The organism is Arthrobacter sp. CJL-S3 (genome assembly GCF_056711635.1).
In genome coordinates, this window is record NZ_CM160046.1 from 1,644,807 (window position 1) to 1,662,861 (window position 18,055).

The 18,055-nt window shown below is 67.8% G+C and carries 16 protein-coding genes; 10 read left to right on the forward strand and 6 right to left on the reverse strand.

Going from position 1 to position 18,055, the window contains the following annotated elements; all coding sequences use genetic code 11:
- Positions 1 to 93: 93 nt before the first annotated feature.
- Entirely contained in the window at positions 94 to 1,038 is a 945-nt protein-coding gene (locus AC06G6_RS07430) for a carbon-nitrogen hydrolase family protein (RefSeq protein ID WP_479827759.1), read from the forward strand.
- A 40-nt stretch (positions 1,039 to 1,078) separates the two neighbouring features.
- Here the strand turns inward: AC06G6_RS07430 and AC06G6_RS07435 are convergent, their stop codons facing one another.
- Entirely contained in the window at positions 1,079 to 1,948 is an 870-nt protein-coding gene (locus AC06G6_RS07435; protein ID WP_479827761.1) for an Fpg/Nei family DNA glycosylase, read from the reverse strand.
- 146 nt (positions 1,949 to 2,094) lie between these two features.
- Between AC06G6_RS07435 and gcvH the strand changes: the two genes are divergently transcribed.
- The 5 genes from gcvH to AC06G6_RS07460 all read left to right on the forward strand — a co-directional run bounded on the left by gcvH (position 2,095) and on the right by AC06G6_RS07460 (position 5,222).
- Complete coding sequence (gcvH, locus tag AC06G6_RS07440) at positions 2,095 to 2,481, forward strand: glycine cleavage system protein GcvH (RefSeq protein WP_307463222.1); 387 nt, start codon at positions 2,095 to 2,097, stop codon at positions 2,479 to 2,481.
- A 153-nt stretch (positions 2,482 to 2,634) separates the two neighbouring features.
- Positions 2,635 to 3,111, forward strand: coding sequence for an FHA domain-containing protein (locus AC06G6_RS07445; protein ID WP_307463219.1), 477 nt, complete (start codon positions 2,635 to 2,637; stop codon positions 3,109 to 3,111).
- Between the two features lie 23 nt (positions 3,112 to 3,134).
- Positions 3,135 to 3,851, forward strand: a complete 717-nt coding sequence (ftsR, locus tag AC06G6_RS07450; protein ID WP_479827764.1) for a transcriptional regulator FtsR — start codon at positions 3,135 to 3,137, stop codon at positions 3,849 to 3,851.
- The gene (locus AC06G6_RS07455) at positions 3,851 to 4,354 is read left to right on the forward strand and encodes a bifunctional nuclease family protein (protein WP_226762347.1); all 504 of its coding nucleotides are present in this window, start codon (positions 3,851 to 3,853) and stop codon (positions 4,352 to 4,354) included. Before ftsR ends, AC06G6_RS07455 begins: the two co-directional genes overlap by 1 nt.
- 271 nt (positions 4,355 to 4,625) lie before the next feature.
- Positions 4,626 to 5,222 carry a MerR family transcriptional regulator gene (locus AC06G6_RS07460; RefSeq protein ID WP_307463212.1) on the forward strand — a complete coding sequence of 199 codons (597 nt, stop codon included), beginning with the start codon at positions 4,626 to 4,628 and terminating at the stop codon, positions 5,220 to 5,222.
- 117 nt (positions 5,223 to 5,339) lie between these two features.
- Here the strand turns inward: AC06G6_RS07460 and AC06G6_RS07465 are convergent, their stop codons facing one another.
- Positions 5,340 to 6,182, reverse strand: a complete 843-nt coding sequence (locus AC06G6_RS07465; protein WP_479827766.1) for a ParA family protein — start codon at positions 6,180 to 6,182, stop codon at positions 5,340 to 5,342.
- Between the two features lie 374 nt (positions 6,183 to 6,556).
- On the opposite strand from AC06G6_RS07465, the gene AC06G6_RS07470 reads away from it, so the two are divergent.
- Positions 6,557 to 9,952, forward strand: coding sequence for a pyruvate carboxylase (locus tag AC06G6_RS07470; RefSeq protein WP_479827768.1), 3,396 nt, complete (start codon positions 6,557 to 6,559; stop codon positions 9,950 to 9,952).
- Between the two features lie 104 nt (positions 9,953 to 10,056).
- On the opposite strand, the gene AC06G6_RS07475 is transcribed toward AC06G6_RS07470, so the two are convergent.
- Positions 10,057 to 11,877 (reverse strand): AMP-dependent synthetase/ligase, encoded by a 1,821-nt coding sequence (locus AC06G6_RS07475; RefSeq protein ID WP_479827770.1) that lies wholly within the window; start codon positions 11,875 to 11,877, stop codon positions 10,057 to 10,059.
- A 181-nt stretch (positions 11,878 to 12,058) separates the two neighbouring features.
- On the opposite strand from AC06G6_RS07475, the gene AC06G6_RS07480 reads away from it, so the two are divergent.
- Positions 12,059 to 13,150: an ROK family glucokinase gene (locus AC06G6_RS07480; RefSeq protein ID WP_479827773.1), complete on the forward strand. Its 1,092-nt coding sequence runs from the start codon at positions 12,059 to 12,061 to the stop codon at positions 13,148 to 13,150.
- 72 nt (positions 13,151 to 13,222) lie between these two features.
- Here AC06G6_RS07480 and AC06G6_RS07485 read toward each other — a convergent pair whose 3' ends face one another.
- Genes AC06G6_RS07485 through AC06G6_RS07495 form a run of 3 tightly spaced genes read right to left on the reverse strand, consistent with a single transcriptional unit; the run spans position 13,223 to position 15,547 of the window.
- Positions 13,223 to 13,930, reverse strand: coding sequence for a hypothetical protein (locus AC06G6_RS07485; RefSeq protein WP_479827775.1), 708 nt, complete (start codon positions 13,928 to 13,930; stop codon positions 13,223 to 13,225).
- Positions 13,923 to 14,726: an alpha/beta hydrolase gene (locus tag AC06G6_RS07490; RefSeq protein WP_479827777.1), complete on the reverse strand. Its 804-nt coding sequence runs from the start codon at positions 14,724 to 14,726 to the stop codon at positions 13,923 to 13,925. The genes AC06G6_RS07485 and AC06G6_RS07490 overlap by 8 nt, the downstream gene beginning before the upstream one ends.
- The gene (locus AC06G6_RS07495; protein WP_479827780.1) at positions 14,723 to 15,547 is read right to left on the reverse strand and encodes an alpha/beta hydrolase; all 825 of its coding nucleotides are present in this window, start codon (positions 15,545 to 15,547) and stop codon (positions 14,723 to 14,725) included. Before AC06G6_RS07495 ends, AC06G6_RS07490 begins: the two co-directional genes overlap by 4 nt.
- Positions 15,548 to 15,659: 112 nt before the next feature.
- On the opposite strand from AC06G6_RS07495, the gene AC06G6_RS07500 reads away from it, so the two are divergent.
- Together AC06G6_RS07500 and AC06G6_RS07505 are read left to right on the forward strand one after the other, a co-directional pair.
- Positions 15,660 to 16,403 (forward strand): lysophospholipid acyltransferase family protein, encoded by a 744-nt coding sequence (locus AC06G6_RS07500; RefSeq protein ID WP_479827782.1) that lies wholly within the window; start codon positions 15,660 to 15,662, stop codon positions 16,401 to 16,403.
- Positions 16,404 to 16,527: 124 nt separating this feature from the next.
- Positions 16,528 to 17,916, forward strand: coding sequence for a class II 3-deoxy-7-phosphoheptulonate synthase (locus AC06G6_RS07505; protein WP_479828576.1), 1,389 nt, complete (start codon positions 16,528 to 16,530; stop codon positions 17,914 to 17,916).
- Positions 17,917 to 18,055: the final 139 nt, after the last annotated feature.

Sequence of the window (18,055 nt, forward strand, 5' to 3'; positions counted from 1 at the left end):
TGACGGCGTACTCGAGGGCCCCTGGCCGGTCTGCTGACCCCGTGGACCGCTGGGGTGTTGACGAGGCGCGGGAGTGCGTGCCAACGTTCCGTTATGTCCACAGCAACTGTGCGCATCGCTGCGATTCAGGCCACCCCGGTAATCCTCGATGCGGAGGCCTCGGTGTCAAAGGCGCTCCATCTTCTGGGCGAGGCATCGGGCCAGGGCGCGAAACTCGCGGTCTTCCCTGAAACGTTCATCCCCCTGTACCCGTCAGGGATATGGGCCCGCGAAGCGGCCCGGTTCGACGGATTTGATGAGATGTGGACCCGTCTCTGGACCAACTCTGTCGACGTCCCCGGTCCCCACATCGACCGTTTTATCAAGGCCTGTGCCGAGCACGGCATCTATTGCGTGCTTGGCGTGAACGAACGGGAATCCGATAGGCCCGGAAGTCTCTACAACACCATGGTCTTGATTGGTCCTGAAGGGTTGCTCTGGAAACATCGCAAATTGATGCCCACGATGCACGAACGGCTCTTTTACGGCGTCGGTTACGGACAGGACCTGAATGTCATCGAGACTCCGGTCGGGAGGGTTGGCGGCCTCATCTGTTGGGAGAACCGCATGCCTCTCGCTCGATATGAGCTCTACCGTCAGGGAGTGCAGATCTGGACGGCCCCGACGGCCGATGACGCTGACGGCTGGATCTCCACGATGAGTCACATAGCGATCGAATCCGGCGCGTTCGTGGTTTCGGCCCCTCAGTACATCCCCCGCTCTGCGTTTCCCGAAGACTTCCCGGTTCAGTTGCCAGACGATGGCAAGGCGCTGGGACGAGGTGGTGCGGCGATCTTCGAGCCACTTGAGGGCCGTGCCATAGCAGGTCCTCTTTATGATCAGGAAGGGATCGTTGTCGCAGACGTCGACCTGGGCCGCTGCATGACCGCGAAGCGATGGTTCGACGTCGTGGGGCACTACAGCCGTGAGGACGTCCTCCACCCACCGGCCCCAGCCGGTCACGCTGCGGACGGCCCAGCATCAAGCCGGCCCCAGTAGGTGAAACCGCGGCGGAGCCGCTGACCGATGGTTCCGGCGGCTACTTCAGGAAACGCGACGTCCGGCGGTCGGCCAGGATTTTTCCGCGCGTCTGGCACGTCGGGCAGTACTGCAGGGCGCTGTCGGCAAAGGACACCTCTCGGACCGTGTCCCCGCACACCGGGCATGCCTCGCCGGTGCGGCCGTGGACCCTCATGTGAGTGCGTTTGGTGTCCTTGAGTTCGCCGGGCGGCTTGCCGCTCGCTTCCCGCAGCGCGGTCCCCAGAATGCCGTGGACTGCGTCGTAGAGCCGCTGGACGGCCTCCCGGTCCAGGGACCTGGCGATGGCGAACGGCGAAATCCGCGCCGCGTGCAGGATCTCGTCGCTGTAGGCGTTGCCGATGCCGGCGATGACGCTCTGGCTCCGCAGGACACCCTTGATCTGCTGCGAACTGGAGCCCAGGATCTCCGCGAAGGCATCGACGTCGAACCCGGCGCTGAACGGATCTGGGCCCAGCGCGGCAATCCCGGGAACGTCGGAGGGATCCCGGACGACGTACACCGCCAGGCTCTTCTTCGTGCCGGCCTCGGTCAGGTCGAGATCCACGGGCCCGGAGGGGCCGGAAAATGACAGCCGCACCGCGATGTGTCCCTTTCCCATTTTCAGGGGTGTCCCCGTGGGGGCGTCGGTGAAGCGGACCCAGCCGGCCCGCGCCAGGTGGAAGACAAAACTCAGCCCGCCGGCCTCCAGGCTGACGAATTTGCCGAAGCGGCGCACCCCGGTCACGGTCCGGCCCGCCAGTTCGGAGATGGGGGGATCCGCCGTTTTGAGCACCGCGAAGGAGACGATCTGGATCTTCGTGACGGCAGCGCCGAGCAGGTGCTCGGCCAGGAAGTCCGTCAGGGCAGCCACTTCCGGAAGCTCGGGCATTGCCTAGCCGATACCGGGGATTTCCGTCATCGCCCCATCATGCCAGAGTCCTCCCCGGGCCCGACCGGATATGCCTATACTTTCAGCGGCGGACCGTTCACGTTCCCGCCGTCGATATTGGTGATTGACCCGATGAAAGGCCCGTCATGAGCATCATTCCCGAAGAGCTGTCCTACACCGCAGAACACGAGTGGGTTTCAGCCCCGAACGCCGACGGTGTCGTGCGCGTGGGCATCACTGATTTTGCCCAGGACGCCCTTGGGGACGTCGTCTATGCCCAGATGCCGGAGGTCGGCACAACGATCAAGGCGAACGACGTGATCGGCGAGGTCGAGTCCACCAAGAGCGTCAGCGACATCTACGCCCCGGTTTCCGGTGAAGTGGTGTCCCGCAACGAGGCCCTGGACACGGATTCCGCCCTGATCAATTCGGATCCCTACGGCGAGGGCTGGCTGATGGAAATCAAGCTGGCGGAAGCCGACGCGATCGAGTCGCTCCTCAGTGCATCGGAGTACGAACAGCAGGTAGGCTAAAGCTAAAGGCCATTCGGTCCGGGGCGTTGTTCCCAACGCTGGGAAACCAGCCAAACGACGCCCCGCCGAAGGGTTGAATCCCGGATTTGCCAGGCACTTCCGGACGGCATGCGTTGTTTGCAGGGGGGACACCTGCAGCGAATGGAGGAATCAATGTTTGGGCACGAACGCAACAACACCGGTGACGGTTTTGGCACGGGTGGAGTGAAGTCTTCGGAGACCACGTCGATCAACCTCACGCCGGTCCGCGATGAACCCACGATCACCCCGAAGCTCTCGGCTGAGGAGCGGACCGCCGTGGAGGCGCTGCCGTACGGCTCGGCCCTGCTCGTCGCGCACAGCGGCCCGAACATGGGCGCGCGCTTCCTGCTGGACTCGGACGTCACGACGGCGGGCCGGCACCCGGACGCCGACATCTTCCTTGACGACGTCACGGTCTCACGCCGGCACGTCGAATTCCGCCGCACGGCGCGCAGCTTCGAAGTGGTGGACACCGGAAGCCTGAACGGCACCTACGTGAACCACGACCGCGTCGACAGCGTCGAGCTGAAGTCCGGCAACGAAGTGCAGATCGGGAAGTTCCGCCTCACCTTCTACCTGAGCCCTGCCCGCGCAGCAGGCAACGTCTGATTCCGGGGTAGCTGCCTGTGGCCATGGCACAAGCGGAACGGCGCGGACCCCAGGTTCTGAACATCGGGGAAGTCCTGGCTCAGCTGAGCGACGACTTCCCCAGCATGACCGCGTCAAAAATCCGGTTCCTTGAGGAAAAGGGGCTGATCAACCCCCAGCGGACCCCCGCCGGGTACCGGCAGTACGGCGAGAACGACGTCGAGCGGCTGCGGTTCGTGCTCGCCCTCCAGCGCGACCAGTACCTGCCGTTGAAGGTCATCAAGGACTACCTCGACGCGATTGACCGCGGCGAACGTCCGGAGAACCTGCCTCCCGGCGTGACGGTCTCGCCGCGGATCGTCTCCGAGGAACTGGCGTCCGAGCTCCAGAACCGGGTGCGCCGGCTCAGCGAGGAACAGCTCCGGGCCGAGTCCGGCGCCAGCGTGCCGCTGGTCGAATCGCTCCTGAGCTACGGCCTGATCGGCCACGTCAACGGCAAATTCGATGAGCACGCCCTCCAGGTCGCACGCGCCTGCGTCCAGCTGGAGAGCCACGGCCTGGAACCACGGCACCTGCGGCCGTTCCAGGCCGCCGCCGAACGCGAGTTCGGGCTGGTGGAGCGCGCGGTGGCCACCCTGACCTCCCGCAAGGATGCTGCGTCCCAGGCCCGTGCCGCCGAGGCCGCCCGGGAGATCAGCGAGCTGTGCCTGACGCTGCACCGCGCGCTGGTCCAAGACCGCATCTCGAGGATGGACATCTGATGATTGAGGTGGAAATTGTAGGCGTGCGGATAGAGCTTCCGTCCAACCAGCCGCTCGTCCTGCTCAAGGAGATCCACGGGGAACGGCACGTTCCGATCTGGATCGGTACCCCCGAGGCCAGTGCCATCGCCCTGGCCCAGCAGGGTGTCGTCCCGCCGCGCCCCATGACCCACGACCTGCTGATCGACGTCGTCGAAACCCTCGGCCACTCGATCGTCAGCGTCAACATCGTGGCCGTGGAGGACAACATCTTCTACGGGCAGCTGCAGTTCGAGAACGGGACCACGGTCAGTTCCCGGGCCTCCGACGCCCTCGCGCTGGCCCTCCGCGCCAAGTGCCGGATCTGGTGCGCCGACGCCGTGATGGAGGAGGCCGGCGTGCGGATTACCGAACACGACGAGGGTGAGGACACCCACCCGGGTCCTGCGGTTGACGAGGAAGGGGAGCTGCGCCGCTTCCGCGAGTTCCTCGACGACGTCGAACCTGAAGACTTCGCCGGTTGAGCGGGCTGACGTCACGTAAAGGTTAAAGTCGAGGATGAAAGTTTCGACACGCCCCGGCAATACCCCGAACGTCTTTGACCTTGGGCCCCGGCAGGCCTAACGTCAGAAGTACAAGTTCCCATTGCACGCAACAGCCGCTCAGGTCACACTGGAAGGTGCAGCCCGGCGGAATTACACGGATGAATTTTATCCACCCGGGGTTTCTTTTCGCTAGGGATAACCGGTTGTTACTGCAAATGTCCGCAGGGGAGCCATGACAAGGAGGATCCACGTGAGTCCGAAAGGCGAAGCAGGCGAGCTTAACCAGCCCTCGACGGCCGGTGTAGCCGTGCCGGCCAGCGGTGCCCAGGGTCTGCTGTTCACCGAGGATCTCCCTGTTCTGGACGAGGACGCGGGCTACCGCGGCCCGACGGCCTGCAAGGCCGCGGGCATCACCTACCGCCAGCTGGACTACTGGGCACGCACCGGGCTGGTCGAGCCCGCTGTCCGCGGCGCCGCAGGTTCCGGTTCGCAGCGCCTCTACGGTTTCCGCGACATCCTGGTTCTCAAGGTCGTCAAGCGACTTCTGGATACCGGCGTTTCCCTGCAGCAGATCCGCACCGCCGTCGAGCACCTCCGGGAGCGCGGGGTCGAGGATCTTGCGCAGATCACCCTCATGAGCGACGGTGCCAGCGTGTATGAGTGCACCTCGGCCGACGAGGTCATCGACCTCGTCCAGGGCGGACAGGGCGTCTTCGGCATCGCCGTCGGCCGTGTCTGGCGGGAAGTGGAAGGCAGCCTCGCGGCGCTTCCCAGCGAACACGCCAGCGTCCAGTCCTTCCCGGACGACGAACTCAGCAAGCGCCGGGCCACCCGCAAGATCGGCTAGCACCGGCCCCCGCCACGCCCCAAAAAGCAACGCGGGGTCACTTGGCGCCCATCACGGATGGGCGGAAAGTGACCCCGCGTTGCTTTCGTTTTTGACGGGACCGGGAGTGGCTAGCGGTTAACGCGATCCCGGACGCGGGCAACCGCGCCGGCTGTCCGCGGCCAGCAGGTTGGCCAGCAGGGCGTCGAACAGCGCGGCAGCGTTCTTGGCTGAATCCCCGGGCCAGTGGTGGATGGAGTGGGCGGCACCCTGGATTTGCTGCCAGTTGGCCTGCTCCGGGATGTGCGGTGACAGCAGCAGCCCGCCGAACATGGACTCCATCTCGGAGAGCCGGAAGGTGTGCTCGGCGGATCCGCTGCGCACCCGGTTCGCGACGATGCCGGCCGGGGAGAGGTTCGGGGCAAATTCCCGCCGGAACAGCTGGATGGCCCGCATGGTGCGTTCCGTGCCCGCCACCGAGAAAAGCCCGGGTTCGGCCACAAGCGTGACCTTGTCGCTGGCGGCCCAGGCCATCCGGGTGAGCCCGTTCAGGGAAGGCGGGCAGTCCACCAGGACCAGGTCGTACTTGTCCGCGCCGGCCAGCACTGCGGAGAGCCGGCGCAGGTCGCGGCGTCCGAGGTCGGGGCGGTCATAAATGCCGGTGTAGGCGGAGCCGACGGCGACATCCAGAATGGCCGGCGACCCGCCTGCGGGCGCCGCGCCGTTGGCGGCAGCGCGCTCCACCCAGCCGCTGGGAACGACGTTTTCGGTGAGGCGGGCCCGCCGGGGGGACTTGAGCATCCGCCCGATGTCCTGCTGGTCGCCGGGCCGGACTCCGAGGGCCGTACTCGCATCCGCGTGCGGATCAAGGTCGACGACGAGGGTGGGGATACCGGCGGCCAGTGCCGCGGACGCCAATCCGGTGGTCACCGATGTCTTGCCGACACCGCCTTTGAGGCTGCTGATGCTGACTACTTGCACTTGAAAAACCAATACCTAACGCCGGTTGCCGGGACGGGGTCCTGCCGGCTCCCGCGTTCTCCGGAGCCGTGGCGAGCATGCGCCACCCACCTCCTCATCATATGTTGCCGCCCCGCCTAAACCTGCCTCATCTGGTGTCGGGGCGGCAGATCATGGATAAGCTTCACCCGGGGCCGGAATCCGGCCCCGCCTGAACTACCCCGCCTGAACTACCCGCCGGATGCACTTGACTGATGTACATGCCCTGTACTTGCCTAATCCTGCATACGTGACGCGCGTCGCTGTGACGGTCGCCACAATAATTTGTGTTTGTCCGTGCAGGTCTTAGACACTGTGACCAATTACCGATACACCCGCGATGATGCAGGAGAAGTATGTTTTCGAAGATTCTGGTGGCCAATCGCGGCGAAATCGCGATCCGTGCCTTCCGCGCCAGCTACGAACTTGGTGCCAAAACTGTCGCCGTCTTCCCGAACGAGGACCGCAACTCCATCCACCGCCAGAAGGCCGACGAGGCCTATCTGATCGGTGAAGAGGGCCACCCCGTCCGGGCCTACCTCGACGTCGACGAGGTGGTGCGCGTGGCCAAGGAATCCGGGGCCGACGCCATCTACCCCGGCTACGGCTTCCTTTCCGAAAACCCGCGCCTGGCCCGGGCCGCGGCCGCGGCCGGCATCACCTTCGTGGGTCCGCCCGCCGAGGTCCTCGAACTGGCCGGCAACAAGGTCGCCGCGCTCGAGGCGGCCCGCAAGGCCGGCGTCCCGGTCCTGAAGTCCAGCCAGCCCTCCAAGGACCTGGACGAACTCATCGCTGCCGCCGACGAAATCGGCTTCCCCATCTTTGCCAAGGCCGTCGCCGGCGGCGGCGGCCGCGGCATGCGCCGCGTCGAATCCCGCGACGCCCTGCCCGAAGCACTGCAGGCGGCCATGCGCGAGGCCGACGCGGCGTTCGGCGACCCGACCATGTTCCTGGAACAGGCCGTGCTGCGCCCCCGCCACATCGAGGTCCAGATCCTGGCCGATGCGGAGGGGAACGTCATGCACCTCTTCGAGCGCGACTGCTCCATCCAGCGCCGCCACCAGAAGGTCATCGAGATCGCCCCGGCGCCGAACCTCGACGAAGGCATCCGGCAGGCTCTCTACCGCGACGCCGTGAAGTTCGCCAAGGCGCTGAACTACGTCAACGCCGGCACCGTGGAATTCCTCGTCGACACCGTGGGGGAACGGGCCGGCCAGCACGTCTTCATCGAAATGAACCCTCGGATCCAGGTCGAGCACACCGTCACCGAGGAAGTCACCGACGTCGACCTCGTCCAGGCACAGCTGCGCATCGCCGCCGGCGAGACCCTCGCGGACCTGGGCCTCTCCCAGGAGACGGTCCAGCTCAAGGGCGCCGCCCTGCAGTGCCGCATCACCACCGAGGACCCGGCCAACGGCTTCCGGCCCGACGTCGGCAAGATCACCGGCTATCGTTCGGCAGGCGGCGCCGGCGTCCGGCTCGACGGCGGCACCGTCTACTCGGGCGCCGAGATCAGCCCGCACTTCGACTCGATGCTGGTCAAGCTGACCTGCCGCGGCCGCGAGTACCCGGCCGCCGTGGCCCGGGCACGCCGGGCCCTTGCCGAGTTCCGCATCCGCGGCGTCTCCACCAACATCTCGTTCCTGCAGGCCGTCCTGGACGACGCCGACTTCATCGCGGGCGACGTGGCCACCTCCTTCATTGACGAACGCCCTGAACTGCTCAAGGCCCGGGTCTCCGCGGACCGCGGCACCAAGCTGCTGACCTGGCTCGCCGAAGTCACCGTGAACAAGCCCAACGGCGAGCTCACGGTCCACAGCGATCCCGCCGCCAAACTCCCGGCACTGGACGACGCCGCCGCCGCGCAGGGCTCCCGCCAGCGGCTGCTGGAGCTGGGCCCGGAAGGCTTCGCGAAGGCCCTGCGCGCGCAGAACGCCGTCGCCGTCACGGACACCACGTTCCGCGACGCCCACCAGTCCCTGCTCGCCACCCGGGTCCGCACCCGCGACCTCGTGGCCGCCGGCCCGGCCGTGTCCAAGCTCCTCCCGGAACTGCTCTCCGTCGAGGCCTGGGGCGGCGCCACCTACGACGTCGCCCTGCGCTTCCTCGGCGAGGATCCCTGGGACCGCCTCGCGGCGCTGCGCAAAGCGCTGCCGAACGTCTGCCTGCAGATGCTCCTCCGCGGCCGCAACACGGTCGGCTACACCCCGTACCCGGAAGAAGTGACGGTGGCCTTCGTCAATGAGGCGGCCGCCACCGGCATCGACATCTTCCGCATCTTCGACGCGCTCAACGACGTCAACCAGATGGCCCCGGCCATCCGCGCCGTCCGCGACACCGGCACGGCCATCGCCGAGGTGGCCCTGTGCTACACCGCTGACATGCTGGACCCGGACGAGACTCTCTACACCCTGGACTACTACCTGGAGCTGGCCCAAAAGATCGTCGACGCCGGCGCGCACATCCTGGCGATCAAGGACATGGCCGGGCTCCTGCGTCCCGCCGCCGCCGCCCGCCTCGTGACGGCCCTGCGCGAACGCTTCGACCTCCCGGTCCACCTGCACACGCACGACACCGCCGGCGGCCAGCTGGCCACGCTGCTGGCAGCGGTCGACGCCGGAGTGGACGCCGTGGACGTGGCCTCCGCCTCGCTCGCGGGCACCACCAGCCAGCCCTCAGCCTCCGCGCTGGTGGCGGCTCTGGCCCACACGCCCCGCGACACCGGGCTGAGCCTGGCAAACGTGTGCGCCCTGGAACCGTACTGGGAGGCCGTCCGCCGCGTCTACGCGCCGTTCGAATCCGGCCTTCCGGGCCCCACCGGCCGGGTCTACCAGCACGAGATCCCCGGCGGCCAGCTCTCCAACCTGCGCCAGCAGGCGATCGCGCTGGGCCTGGGGGAGCGGTTCGAGGCCATCGAGGACATGTACACCGCGGCCGACCGGATCCTCGGCCGGCTGGTGAAGGTCACCCCGTCCTCCAAGGTCGTCGGCGACCTGGCCCTGCACCTTGTCGGTCTCAACGCCGATCCCGCGGACTTCAACGAGAACCCGCAAAAATACGACATCCCGGATTCCGTGATCGGCTTCCTCTCCGGTGAACTGGGCGATCCTCCCGGAGGCTGGCCGGAACCGTTCCGCACCAAGGCGCTGCAGGGCCGCACCGTGAAGGTGCGCGACGTCGAGCTCAGCGCCGAGGACAGCGCCGCGCTGAAGTCCGATTCAAAGACCGTGCAGCAGACCCTGAACCGGCTGCTCTTCGCCGGTCCCACCAAGGACTACCAGAAGAGTGTGGAGTCCTACGGCAACCTCTCGGTGCTGGACACCCGCGACTACCTCTTCGGGCTGCAGCGCGGCGCCGAACACGAGATCGAGCTGGAGAAGGGCGTCCGCCTGATCGCCTCGCTCGAGGCGGTGTCCGAACCGGACGAGAAGGGCATGCGCACCGTGATGTGCACGCTCAACGGACAGTCCCGCCCGGTGGTGGTCCGTGACCGGTCCGTGGTCAGCAACGTCAAGGCCGCCGAACGCGCCGACACTACCCAGCCGGGCCAGGTGGCCGCACCGTTCGCCGGGGCCGTCACCCTGACCGTCAAGGCCGGCGAGACGGTCAAGGCCGGCGACACCGTCGCCACGATCGAGGCCATGAAGATGGAGGCGTCCATTACGACGCCGGTCGCGGGCACGATCTCCCGGCTCGCCGTGGGCGCGATCGAACAGGTCCAGGGCGGAGACCTGCTGCTGGTCGTCGAATAGCCGCCAGCACCACCGCGCAGCACTACCGCGCACCACCGCACGACAGCAAAGAAGGGTCCTTCCGGCCGAGAGGCTGGAAGGACCCTTCTTTGGTGGTGCGCTGGTTAGACCTGGGCGGGACGCGGTGTGCCGTACATTTCCTCGATGACGTTCTCGAAGTCCTTCATCACCTGGGCCCGCTTGACCTTCATCGACGGCGTGAGGTGCCCGGAGGCCTCGGTGAAGTCGGCCGGCACGATCCGGAAGGACTTGATGGCCTCGGCCTGGGAGACCGTCTGGTTCGCGCCGTTGATGAGTTCCTGCACCGCGGCCTTGACCACCGCGTTGTCGGTGGCCTCGGCAAGGGTCGTGGAGGCGGGCAGCCCGTGGCGGTGCAGCCAGCCGGGCAGGGCCTCCTCGTCCAGGGTGACCAGCGCGCCGATGAAGGGGCGGTTGTCACCGACCACCAGCACCTGGGAGACCAGCGCGTCGGCACGGATCTGGTCCTCCAGCAGGGCCGGCACGACATTCTTGCCGCTGGCCGTGACGATGATTTCCTTCTTGCGCCCGGTGATGGTCAGGAAGCCCTGCTCATCGAGCTGTCCGATGTCGCCGGTCCGGAACCAGCCGTCGACGAAGGACTCGGCGGAGAGGTCCTCACGCTTGTAGTACCCGCGCATGACGCAGACACCCTTGGCGAGGATCTCGCCGTCGTCGGCGATCTTCACGGCATTGCCGGGAATCGGGGCGCCGACCGTGCCGATCTTGATCAGATCCGGCGTGTTCACGGTGACGGGGGCCGTGGTCTCGGTGAGCCCGTAGCCTTCCAGGATCTGCATGCCGATGCCCTGGAAGAAGTGGCCCAGCCGCTCGCCCAGCGGGCCGCCGCCGGAGACGGCGTGGGCCACCTCGCCGCCCATGGCCGCGCGGAGCTTGCTGTAGACGAGCTTGTCGAAGACGGTGTGCTTGAGCTTGAGGCCCAGGCCGATCTTGCCGGCCTGGCGGGCGCGGGAGAACTCGATGGCCGTGTCCGCGGCGCGGTGGAAGATGGCGCCCTTGCCGCCGTCCTCCGCCTTGGTCAGTGCCGAGTTGTAGACCTTTTCGAAGACACGCGGCACCGCGAGGATGAAGGTCGGCTTGTAGCTCTGCAGGTCCGGCAGGAGGTTCTTGATGTCCGGCGTGTGCGCCACCGTGACGCCGGCGGCGACCGCGAGCACCGAAATGAAGCGCGCGAACACGTGGGCCAGGGGCAGGAACATGATGGTCCGGGCCTGCTCGTGGACGATCTTGTTCAGCGACGTGGCGAGCGCGTTTTCGGAGAGTTCCACGAAGTTGCCGTGGGTCAGTTCGCAGCCCTTGGGCCGTCCGGTGGTCCCCGAGGTGTAGATGATGGTGGCGAGGTCGTCCAGGGAGGCCAGGCTGCGCCGGGTCTCCAGCTCCTCGTCGCTGACCGCGGCGCCGGCAGCGCGGACCTCGTCCAGGCCGGCTCCTTCGAGCTGCCAGACGTGGGCCAGGGCGGTGAGGCCTTCGGAGGTGGCGGCCTGCCGGATGACGTTCTCATGGTGGGCGGACTCGCCGAACGCGGCGACCGCGCCGGAATCGCCCAGGTTCCAGGCGACCTGGGAGGGGGAGGAGGTCTCATAGATCGGCACGGAGACGGCACCGGCGAACCAGATGGCGAAGTCGATGAGGGCCCACTCATACCGGGTGCGGGACATGATGCCGACCCGGTCGCCGGCGCCCACGCCGCTGGCCATCAGGCCCTTGGCGAGCAGCGAAACGTCCGCCAGGAAATCGGTGGCCCGGATGTCCTGCCATTGTCCGGCCGCGTCGAGGCGGGAGAACAGGGCCGGGTTGGACGCCTTCGCGGCCTGGCGCAGGACCAGGTCGGTGACGTTCGTTTCCGGGGGGACGGTGACCAGGGGCGGGACACTGATTTCTCGCACGTTAGCTCCTTTGATATCCATGGACCCGCGAGGGGTACGACTAACACTAGTATGCGGTCGAAGGCATGTGTGTTCCACCACACCTACTGGCGAGTAACCTTACGTTTTGGTAACCGCCGGTTCCGGCCGCAGCGGTGATGCGGCCCCTGCCCGGCCGCTCCGGCGAATAGGATGGGGAACCATGCACACACCTACACCCGGCCAGCAGCCCGGACCCTACCGCAGGACCGCCGCCTGGCGGCGCAGGACGCTGGCGGGCGCAGCCGCCGGACCCTCCGGGCAGGGCCTCCGGGAGCACCTGCGGCTGGGCCGGAAAGGCCTCGCCATCGGTGTGGACATTGGCGGGACCAAGGTGGCGGCCGGTGTGGTCGACGCCGAGGGCAGGATCCTTTCCCAGGCCAAGCGGTCCACTCCCGGCAACGATCCCCGTGCGGTCGAACAGGTGATTGTCGAGCTCGTCGAGGAACTGGGCGAAGGCCATCGGATCTGGTCGGTCGGAATCGGTGCGGCCGGCTGGATGGACCTCGACGGCGGGACCGTGCTGTTCAGCCCCCATCTTGCCTGGCGCAACGAGCCCCTCCGGGACAACCTGCAGCGGCTGCTCCGCCGGCCTGTGCTGCTGACCAACGACGCCGACGCGGCCGGCTGGGCGGAATGGCGCTTCGGGGCCGGGCAGGGCCAAAGCCGCCTGGTCTGCATTACCCTCGGCACCGGGATCGGCGGGGCCATGGTGATGGACGGCCGGCTGGAACGCGGGCGCTTCGGTGTGGCCGGGGAGTTCGGCCACCAGATCATCATGCCCGGCGGACACCGCTGCGAGTGCGGCAACCGGGGATGCTGGGAGCAGTACGCTTCCGGCAATGCCCTCGGCCGGGAAGCCCGGGAACTCGCCGCCGCCAATTCACCAATGGCCCAGGAGCTGCTCAAGGCGGTGGACGGCCACGCGGAGCGCATCACCGGAGTGATTGTCACCGAACTGGCCAAGGCCGGTGACCCGACCTCCCGGGAGCTGCTGGAGGATGTCGGGGAGTGGCTCGGTCTGGGCCTCGCCAATCTCGCCGCTGCGCTGGATCCGGGCAAATTCGTGATCGGCGGCGGACTCTGCGACGCCGGGGAGCTGCTGGTCGGCCCGGCCCGGAAGGCCTTCGCCCGGAACCTGACCGGCCGCGGGTTCCGGCCGGCAGCGGACATCGAGCTCGCGGCCCTGGGCCCGAATGCGGGCCTGATCGGTGCTGCGGACCTGTCCCGGGTCAGCAGCCGCATGCACAGTTAGCCGGACCCGGGCCGGCCCGCGCCCGACCTGTGCGGAGGGAAGCGCATTGCCCGATCGGCCGGGCCAGGTCAGTTAGATGCGCGCGCCGTCGTCGTGTTCGTCCTTTTCGCCCGGCAGCTTCATGATCAGGAAGACCACCGACGCAGCGAAGGCGGCCACCATTCCCAGGATGGCCAGCAGCGGGGCGGAGCGCCAGAACATCGCGGAGATCAGGAGCGCCACGGGGCCGCCGACGGCTCCCAGCCAGGCCAGCATGGTCAGCGGGTCGGTTCCGGCGAGGCTGGGCGGTTCCTCCGGCACGAACTCGCCCGGGCCCAGCGGATCGTCCTCCGTGCCCTCGTAGTCCCGCGGCCCGGGGGCAGCCCCGGGGCGATCGGCGCCGGACGGGGGGCCGCCGTCCGCGTGGCGCTGCGCCTGCCGCTCCTCGGCGGAAAGCTCAATCGGCACCCCGACGGAAAGTCCCAGCGGGTCGAAATCGCTGAAGGGCCGCGGGCCGGAGCCGGCGGGGTCCGCTGCGGGCGCATCGTCTGTGCCGGGTGCGTCCGTCGCGTCCTCGCGCTCCGCGCCTTCCCGGGCGCCACTGCCTTCCCTGGCGTCCTTGCCTTCCCGGCCATCCTTGCCGTGCCGGGATTCCGGACCTTCTGTGCCTGCCGTGGCCGCGGTCACGGGGCCGGCGGCCGCGTCCGTGTCCCTGCCTTCCAGCCTCGCGACCAGGTCCAGCCAGACGGCGTCGTCCTGGTTGGCGCTGGAATCCGCGGAGTTGGGGTCCGGTCTAGTCATCTGCCGTGTCCTTTTGGCTAGCGTGGGCGGCGTCCGGGCCGCCTCCCGCGCCCAGCGACCGGATAAATTCGGCCGTGCCGCGGAAGATCTCGGGCGCGTCGTTGTCCATCGTAGCCACGTGGTAGCTGTTTTCCAGCCGGATCACCTCCAGCGGCGCGTGGGTCAGTCCCCGGCGCAGGGCCACCATGCTCGAGTCGGAGACCACATGATCCACCGCGGAACGGTACACCCGCACGGGCGCGGTGATCCGGGGGAGCAGCCGCACGGTGTCCTTGAACATCCTGTTCAGTTCGTGTGCCGCGGCAACGGGCGTCCGGGGGTAGGCCCCTTCGTCGATGCCTTCCCTGAGGATGTCGTTGGCGATCGCCGGGGTGCTCTTGAGCACGAATTTCAGGATGCCCGCCAGCGGTGCCCGGGGATCGTCAATGACCAGGCCGGGGTTCACCAGCACGGCGCCCGCGACCGGACGCGTGGCCGCAATCCGCAGCGCCAGCGCCCCGCCCATCGACAGCCCGGCCACGACGACCTGCTCACATTCCCCGGCGAGCTCAAGGTAGGCGGCGTCCAGCGACGCGTGCCAGTCCTGCCAGCGGGTCCGGGCCAGTTCCTGCCAGCTGGTGCCGTGTCCGGGCAGCAGCGGCATCCGCACTGCGTAGCCGGCGTCGGCCAGCGATCTGGCCCAGTCCCGGACGCCGTGCGGGCTGCCGGTGAAGCCATGCGACACGACGACGCCGGTGCGGGTCCCGGTTCCAGTGAACGGGCTGCTGAACGGTGTGTGGTCCAGGGGGATGGTCATGGGGTCTCCGGGGTGCTGGTGGCGGGCTGGTCTGGCCCCGCCGCGGACGGCGGCGCGGCGGCTGCATGGTGCAGGAAGAACCGGACGGACTGCTCGAAGATCAGCGGGGCGTCGACGTCGAGCGTCGCCACGTGCCCGCTGGCCGGCAAACTGACCACTTCCAGCTCCCGGGACCCCAATCCCTTCCGCAGCAGCTCGATCGAGGAGGGCGGGACCACGATGTCGGTGGCGGACTTGAACACGAGCGCCGGGGCGGCGACGGCGGGCAGTTCGCGCCGCGCCGCCTTGAAGAGCCTGCTCAGCTGGTGGACGGCTTCCAGTGGAGTCAGCGTATAGTCGCCGTCCTCGGTGGCGGCCGCCGTCGGATGCGGTTCCTGGACCGGGACGGTGGTGCGCTGGATGTGCTTGAGCAGGCCGATGTAGCGCACCCTGCGGTCGTAGAAGCTCAGTCCCGGGTTGACGACGGCGACCCCGGTGACGTTGTGGCGCGCCGCGGTGCGCAGGGCGATGGTTCCGCCCATGGACAACCCCGCCACGTAGCAGTGCCCGGTTCCGGCGGAGAGCTCCAGATAGGCAGCCTCAAAGGCCCGGTACCAGTCCTGCCAGCCGTGCCGGGCCAGGTCGCGCCAGTCCGTGCCGTGTCCCGGCAGCAGCGGGACGGACACCGCGAAGCCCTGCCCGGCCAGATGCTCAGCCCAGGGAAGGACGCTCAGGGGGCTGCCGGTGAAGCCGTGGCAGATGGCCACGCCGATGCCCGCGTTGGCGCCGTGGCCGGGATAACTGAACGCTGCGGGCGCCAGGGGAGTGCTGCTTCCGGTCATGTGCCCATCGTGTCACTGTTCCGGACAAAACTCACTAGAGTAGGGTGTCATTTGAAGTGCCGGCCGGGTCCGATGGAGGGCCGGCCGGACACGTCCCGGAGAGGTTCACCACGTGTTTTATTGGTTCATGAAGACGTTCGTTCTCGGACCCGTTCTGAAGACGCTTTTCAGGCCGTGGGTCAAGGGCCTGGACAACGTCCCCGCCGAAGGCGCAGCCATTCTGGCGTCCAACCATCTCTCCTTTTCCGACTCCATCTTCATGCCGCTGATGGTGCCCCGCCCCGTCGTGTTCCTCGCAAAATCGGAGTACTTCACCGGCAAGGGGATCAAGGGCAGGCTGACGGCCACCTTCTTCCGGCTGACCAACCAGCTGCCGATGGACCGATCCGGCGGTGCCGCGTCCGCCCGCTCACTCGATGCCGGCATGGACGTGCTGAAGAACGGCTCGCTGCTGGGCATCTACCCGGAGGGCACCCGCAGCCCTGACTCCCGGCTCTACCGCGGCAAAGTGGGGGTGGCGCGGCTGGCCCTGCAGGCCCGCGTCCCGGTGATCCCGGTCGCGATGATCGGCACGGACAAGGTCCAGCCGATTGGCAAGCGGATGCCCAACATCCGGCGCATCGGGATGATCTTCGGCGAGCCGCTGGACTTCAGCCGTTACTACGGCATGGAGGATGACCGGCTGATCCAGCGGTCCGTGACCGATGAGATCATGTACGAACTCATGCGGCTCTCCGGCCAGGAATACGTCGACGAGTACGCCGCCGTCGTCAAGCTCCGGCTCGCCGGGAAAGCCACCGAAGTGCCCGGGGACGGCGCCGCCGGCACCGGACCCGCTGCCCCGGAGAGTGTGTAACCGGAGCGTGTGACGGGCCGGGCACAGTCAATGACGGCCCGGGTCCGACGATCGCCACGGAGGCAACTATCCTTAGAGGGTGACTGAGCTATCTGCGCCTTCGGCCTCCCCCCTGAACAGTTCCCTGAGCGGCTCGCCCGTGGCGGGCTCTGCCCTGACCAGCACCGCCCAGAGCGGTGCCGCCAACTATCCCGGCCTGGACCACTGGCGGGAGCTGCCGGCCTCCCAGCAGCCGAGCTGGTCGGACAAGGCCGTCTTCGAAGCCTCCGTCAAGGAACTCTCCGTGCTTCCGCCGCTCGTGTTCGCGGGCGAGGTGGATATCCTGCGCGAACGCCTCGCGGCGGCGGCGCAGGGCAAGGCGTTCCTGCTCCAGGGCGGCGACTGCGCGGAAACGTTCGAGGCAGCCACGGCGGACAAGATCAGCGCCCGCGTCCGGACCATCCTGCAGATGGCGGTGGTCCTCACCTACGGTGCCGCCATGCCGGTCATCAAGATGGGCCGGATGGCCGGACAGTTCGCCAAGCCGCGCTCCTCCAACGATGAGACCCGTGAGGGCGTCACGCTGCCGGCCTACCGCGGCGACATCGTCAACGGCTACGACTTCACGCCGGAGTCCCGGGCCCACGACGCCAGCCGGATGCTGAAGGCCTACCACACCTCCGCCTCCACCCTGAACCTGATCCGTGCGTTCACCCAGGGCGGCTTCGCGGACCTCCGCCTGGTGCACCAGTGGAACAAGGGCTTCACCGAAAACCCCGCCCACGCCCGCTACGAGTCGCTGGCGCGGGATATCGACCGGGCCATCAAGTTCATGTCATCCTGCGGCGCGGACTTCGAAGCCCTCAAGCGCGTGGAGTTCTACGCCAGCCACGAGGCGCTGCTGCTCGACTACGAGCGCGCACTGACCCGCATCGACTCCCGCACGGGCTTCCCGTACGACACCTCCGCCCACTTCCTCTGGATCGGTGAGCGCACCCGCGAACTGGACCACGCCCACGTCGACTTCCTCTCGCGGGTCCGCAACCCGATTGGTGTGAAGCTGGGGCCGGGCACCAGCGGCGACGACGCGCTGCGCCTGATCGACAAGCTGGACCCGGACCGCGAACCCGGCCGCCTGACCTTCATCACCCGGATGGGCGCCGGCAACATCCGCGAGAAGCTGCCCCCGATCGTGGAGCGGGTCACCGCGTCCGGCGCCCAGGTCCTCTGGGTCACCGATCCGATGCACGGCAACACGGTCACCTCGCCGAACGGCTACAAGACCCGCAACTTCGACGACGTCATTGATGAGGTGCGCGGCTTCTTCGAGGTCCACCACGCGCTCGGCACGGTCCCCGGCGGGCTGCACGTCGAAATGACCGGCGACGACGTGGCCGAGTGCCTCGGCGGGGCCGATCCGGTGGACCAGGAGTCCTTCCTGGACCGCTACGAATCGGTCTGCGATCCGCGCCTGAACCACATGCAGTCCCTCGAGATGGCCTTCCTGGTGGCCGGGGCCCTGGCCAAGCGCTAAGGAACGGTCCAGGCACCAAAAAGCTCCGCCCGGCTGGTTTCAGCCGGGCGGAGCTGTTTAACGCGGAGCCTGCCTGACGCTGGCGCTGTTTGACGCCGGGCCTGCTTTGACGCGGGGCCTGCCTGACGCTGGACCGACC

Bases quoted from the DNA above. Each gene is read 5' to 3' on its own strand.
- AC06G6_RS07435 (WP_479827761.1), bottom strand. From the start codon at position 1,948: ATGCCCGAGCTTCCGGAAGTGGCTGCCCTGACGGACTTCCTGGCCGAG.
- AC06G6_RS07485 (WP_479827775.1), bottom strand. From the start codon at position 13,930: ATGACTAGACCGGACCCCAACTCCGCGGATTCCAGCGCCAACCAGGAC.
- AC06G6_RS07445 (WP_307463219.1), top strand. From the start codon at position 2,635: ATGTTTGGGCACGAACGCAACAACACCGGTGACGGTTTTGGCACGGGT.
- AC06G6_RS07490 (WP_479827777.1), bottom strand. From the start codon at position 14,726: ATGACCATCCCCCTGGACCACACACCGTTCAGCAGCCCGTTCACTGGA.
- gcvH (WP_307463222.1), top strand. From the start codon at position 2,095: ATGAGCATCATTCCCGAAGAGCTGTCCTACACCGCAGAACACGAGTGG.
- AC06G6_RS07455 (WP_226762347.1), top strand. From the start codon at position 3,851: ATGATTGAGGTGGAAATTGTAGGCGTGCGGATAGAGCTTCCGTCCAAC.
- AC06G6_RS07495 (WP_479827780.1), bottom strand. From the start codon at position 15,547: ATGACCGGAAGCAGCACTCCCCTGGCGCCCGCAGCGTTCAGTTATCCC.
- AC06G6_RS07430 (WP_479827759.1), top strand. From the start codon at position 94: ATGTCCACAGCAACTGTGCGCATCGCTGCGATTCAGGCCACCCCGGTA.
- AC06G6_RS07480 (WP_479827773.1), top strand. From the start codon at position 12,059: ATGCACACACCTACACCCGGCCAGCAGCCCGGACCCTACCGCAGGACC.
- AC06G6_RS07470 (WP_479827768.1), top strand. From the start codon at position 6,557: ATGTTTTCGAAGATTCTGGTGGCCAATCGCGGCGAAATCGCGATCCGT.
- ftsR (WP_479827764.1), top strand. From the start codon at position 3,135: ATGGCACAAGCGGAACGGCGCGGACCCCAGGTTCTGAACATCGGGGAA.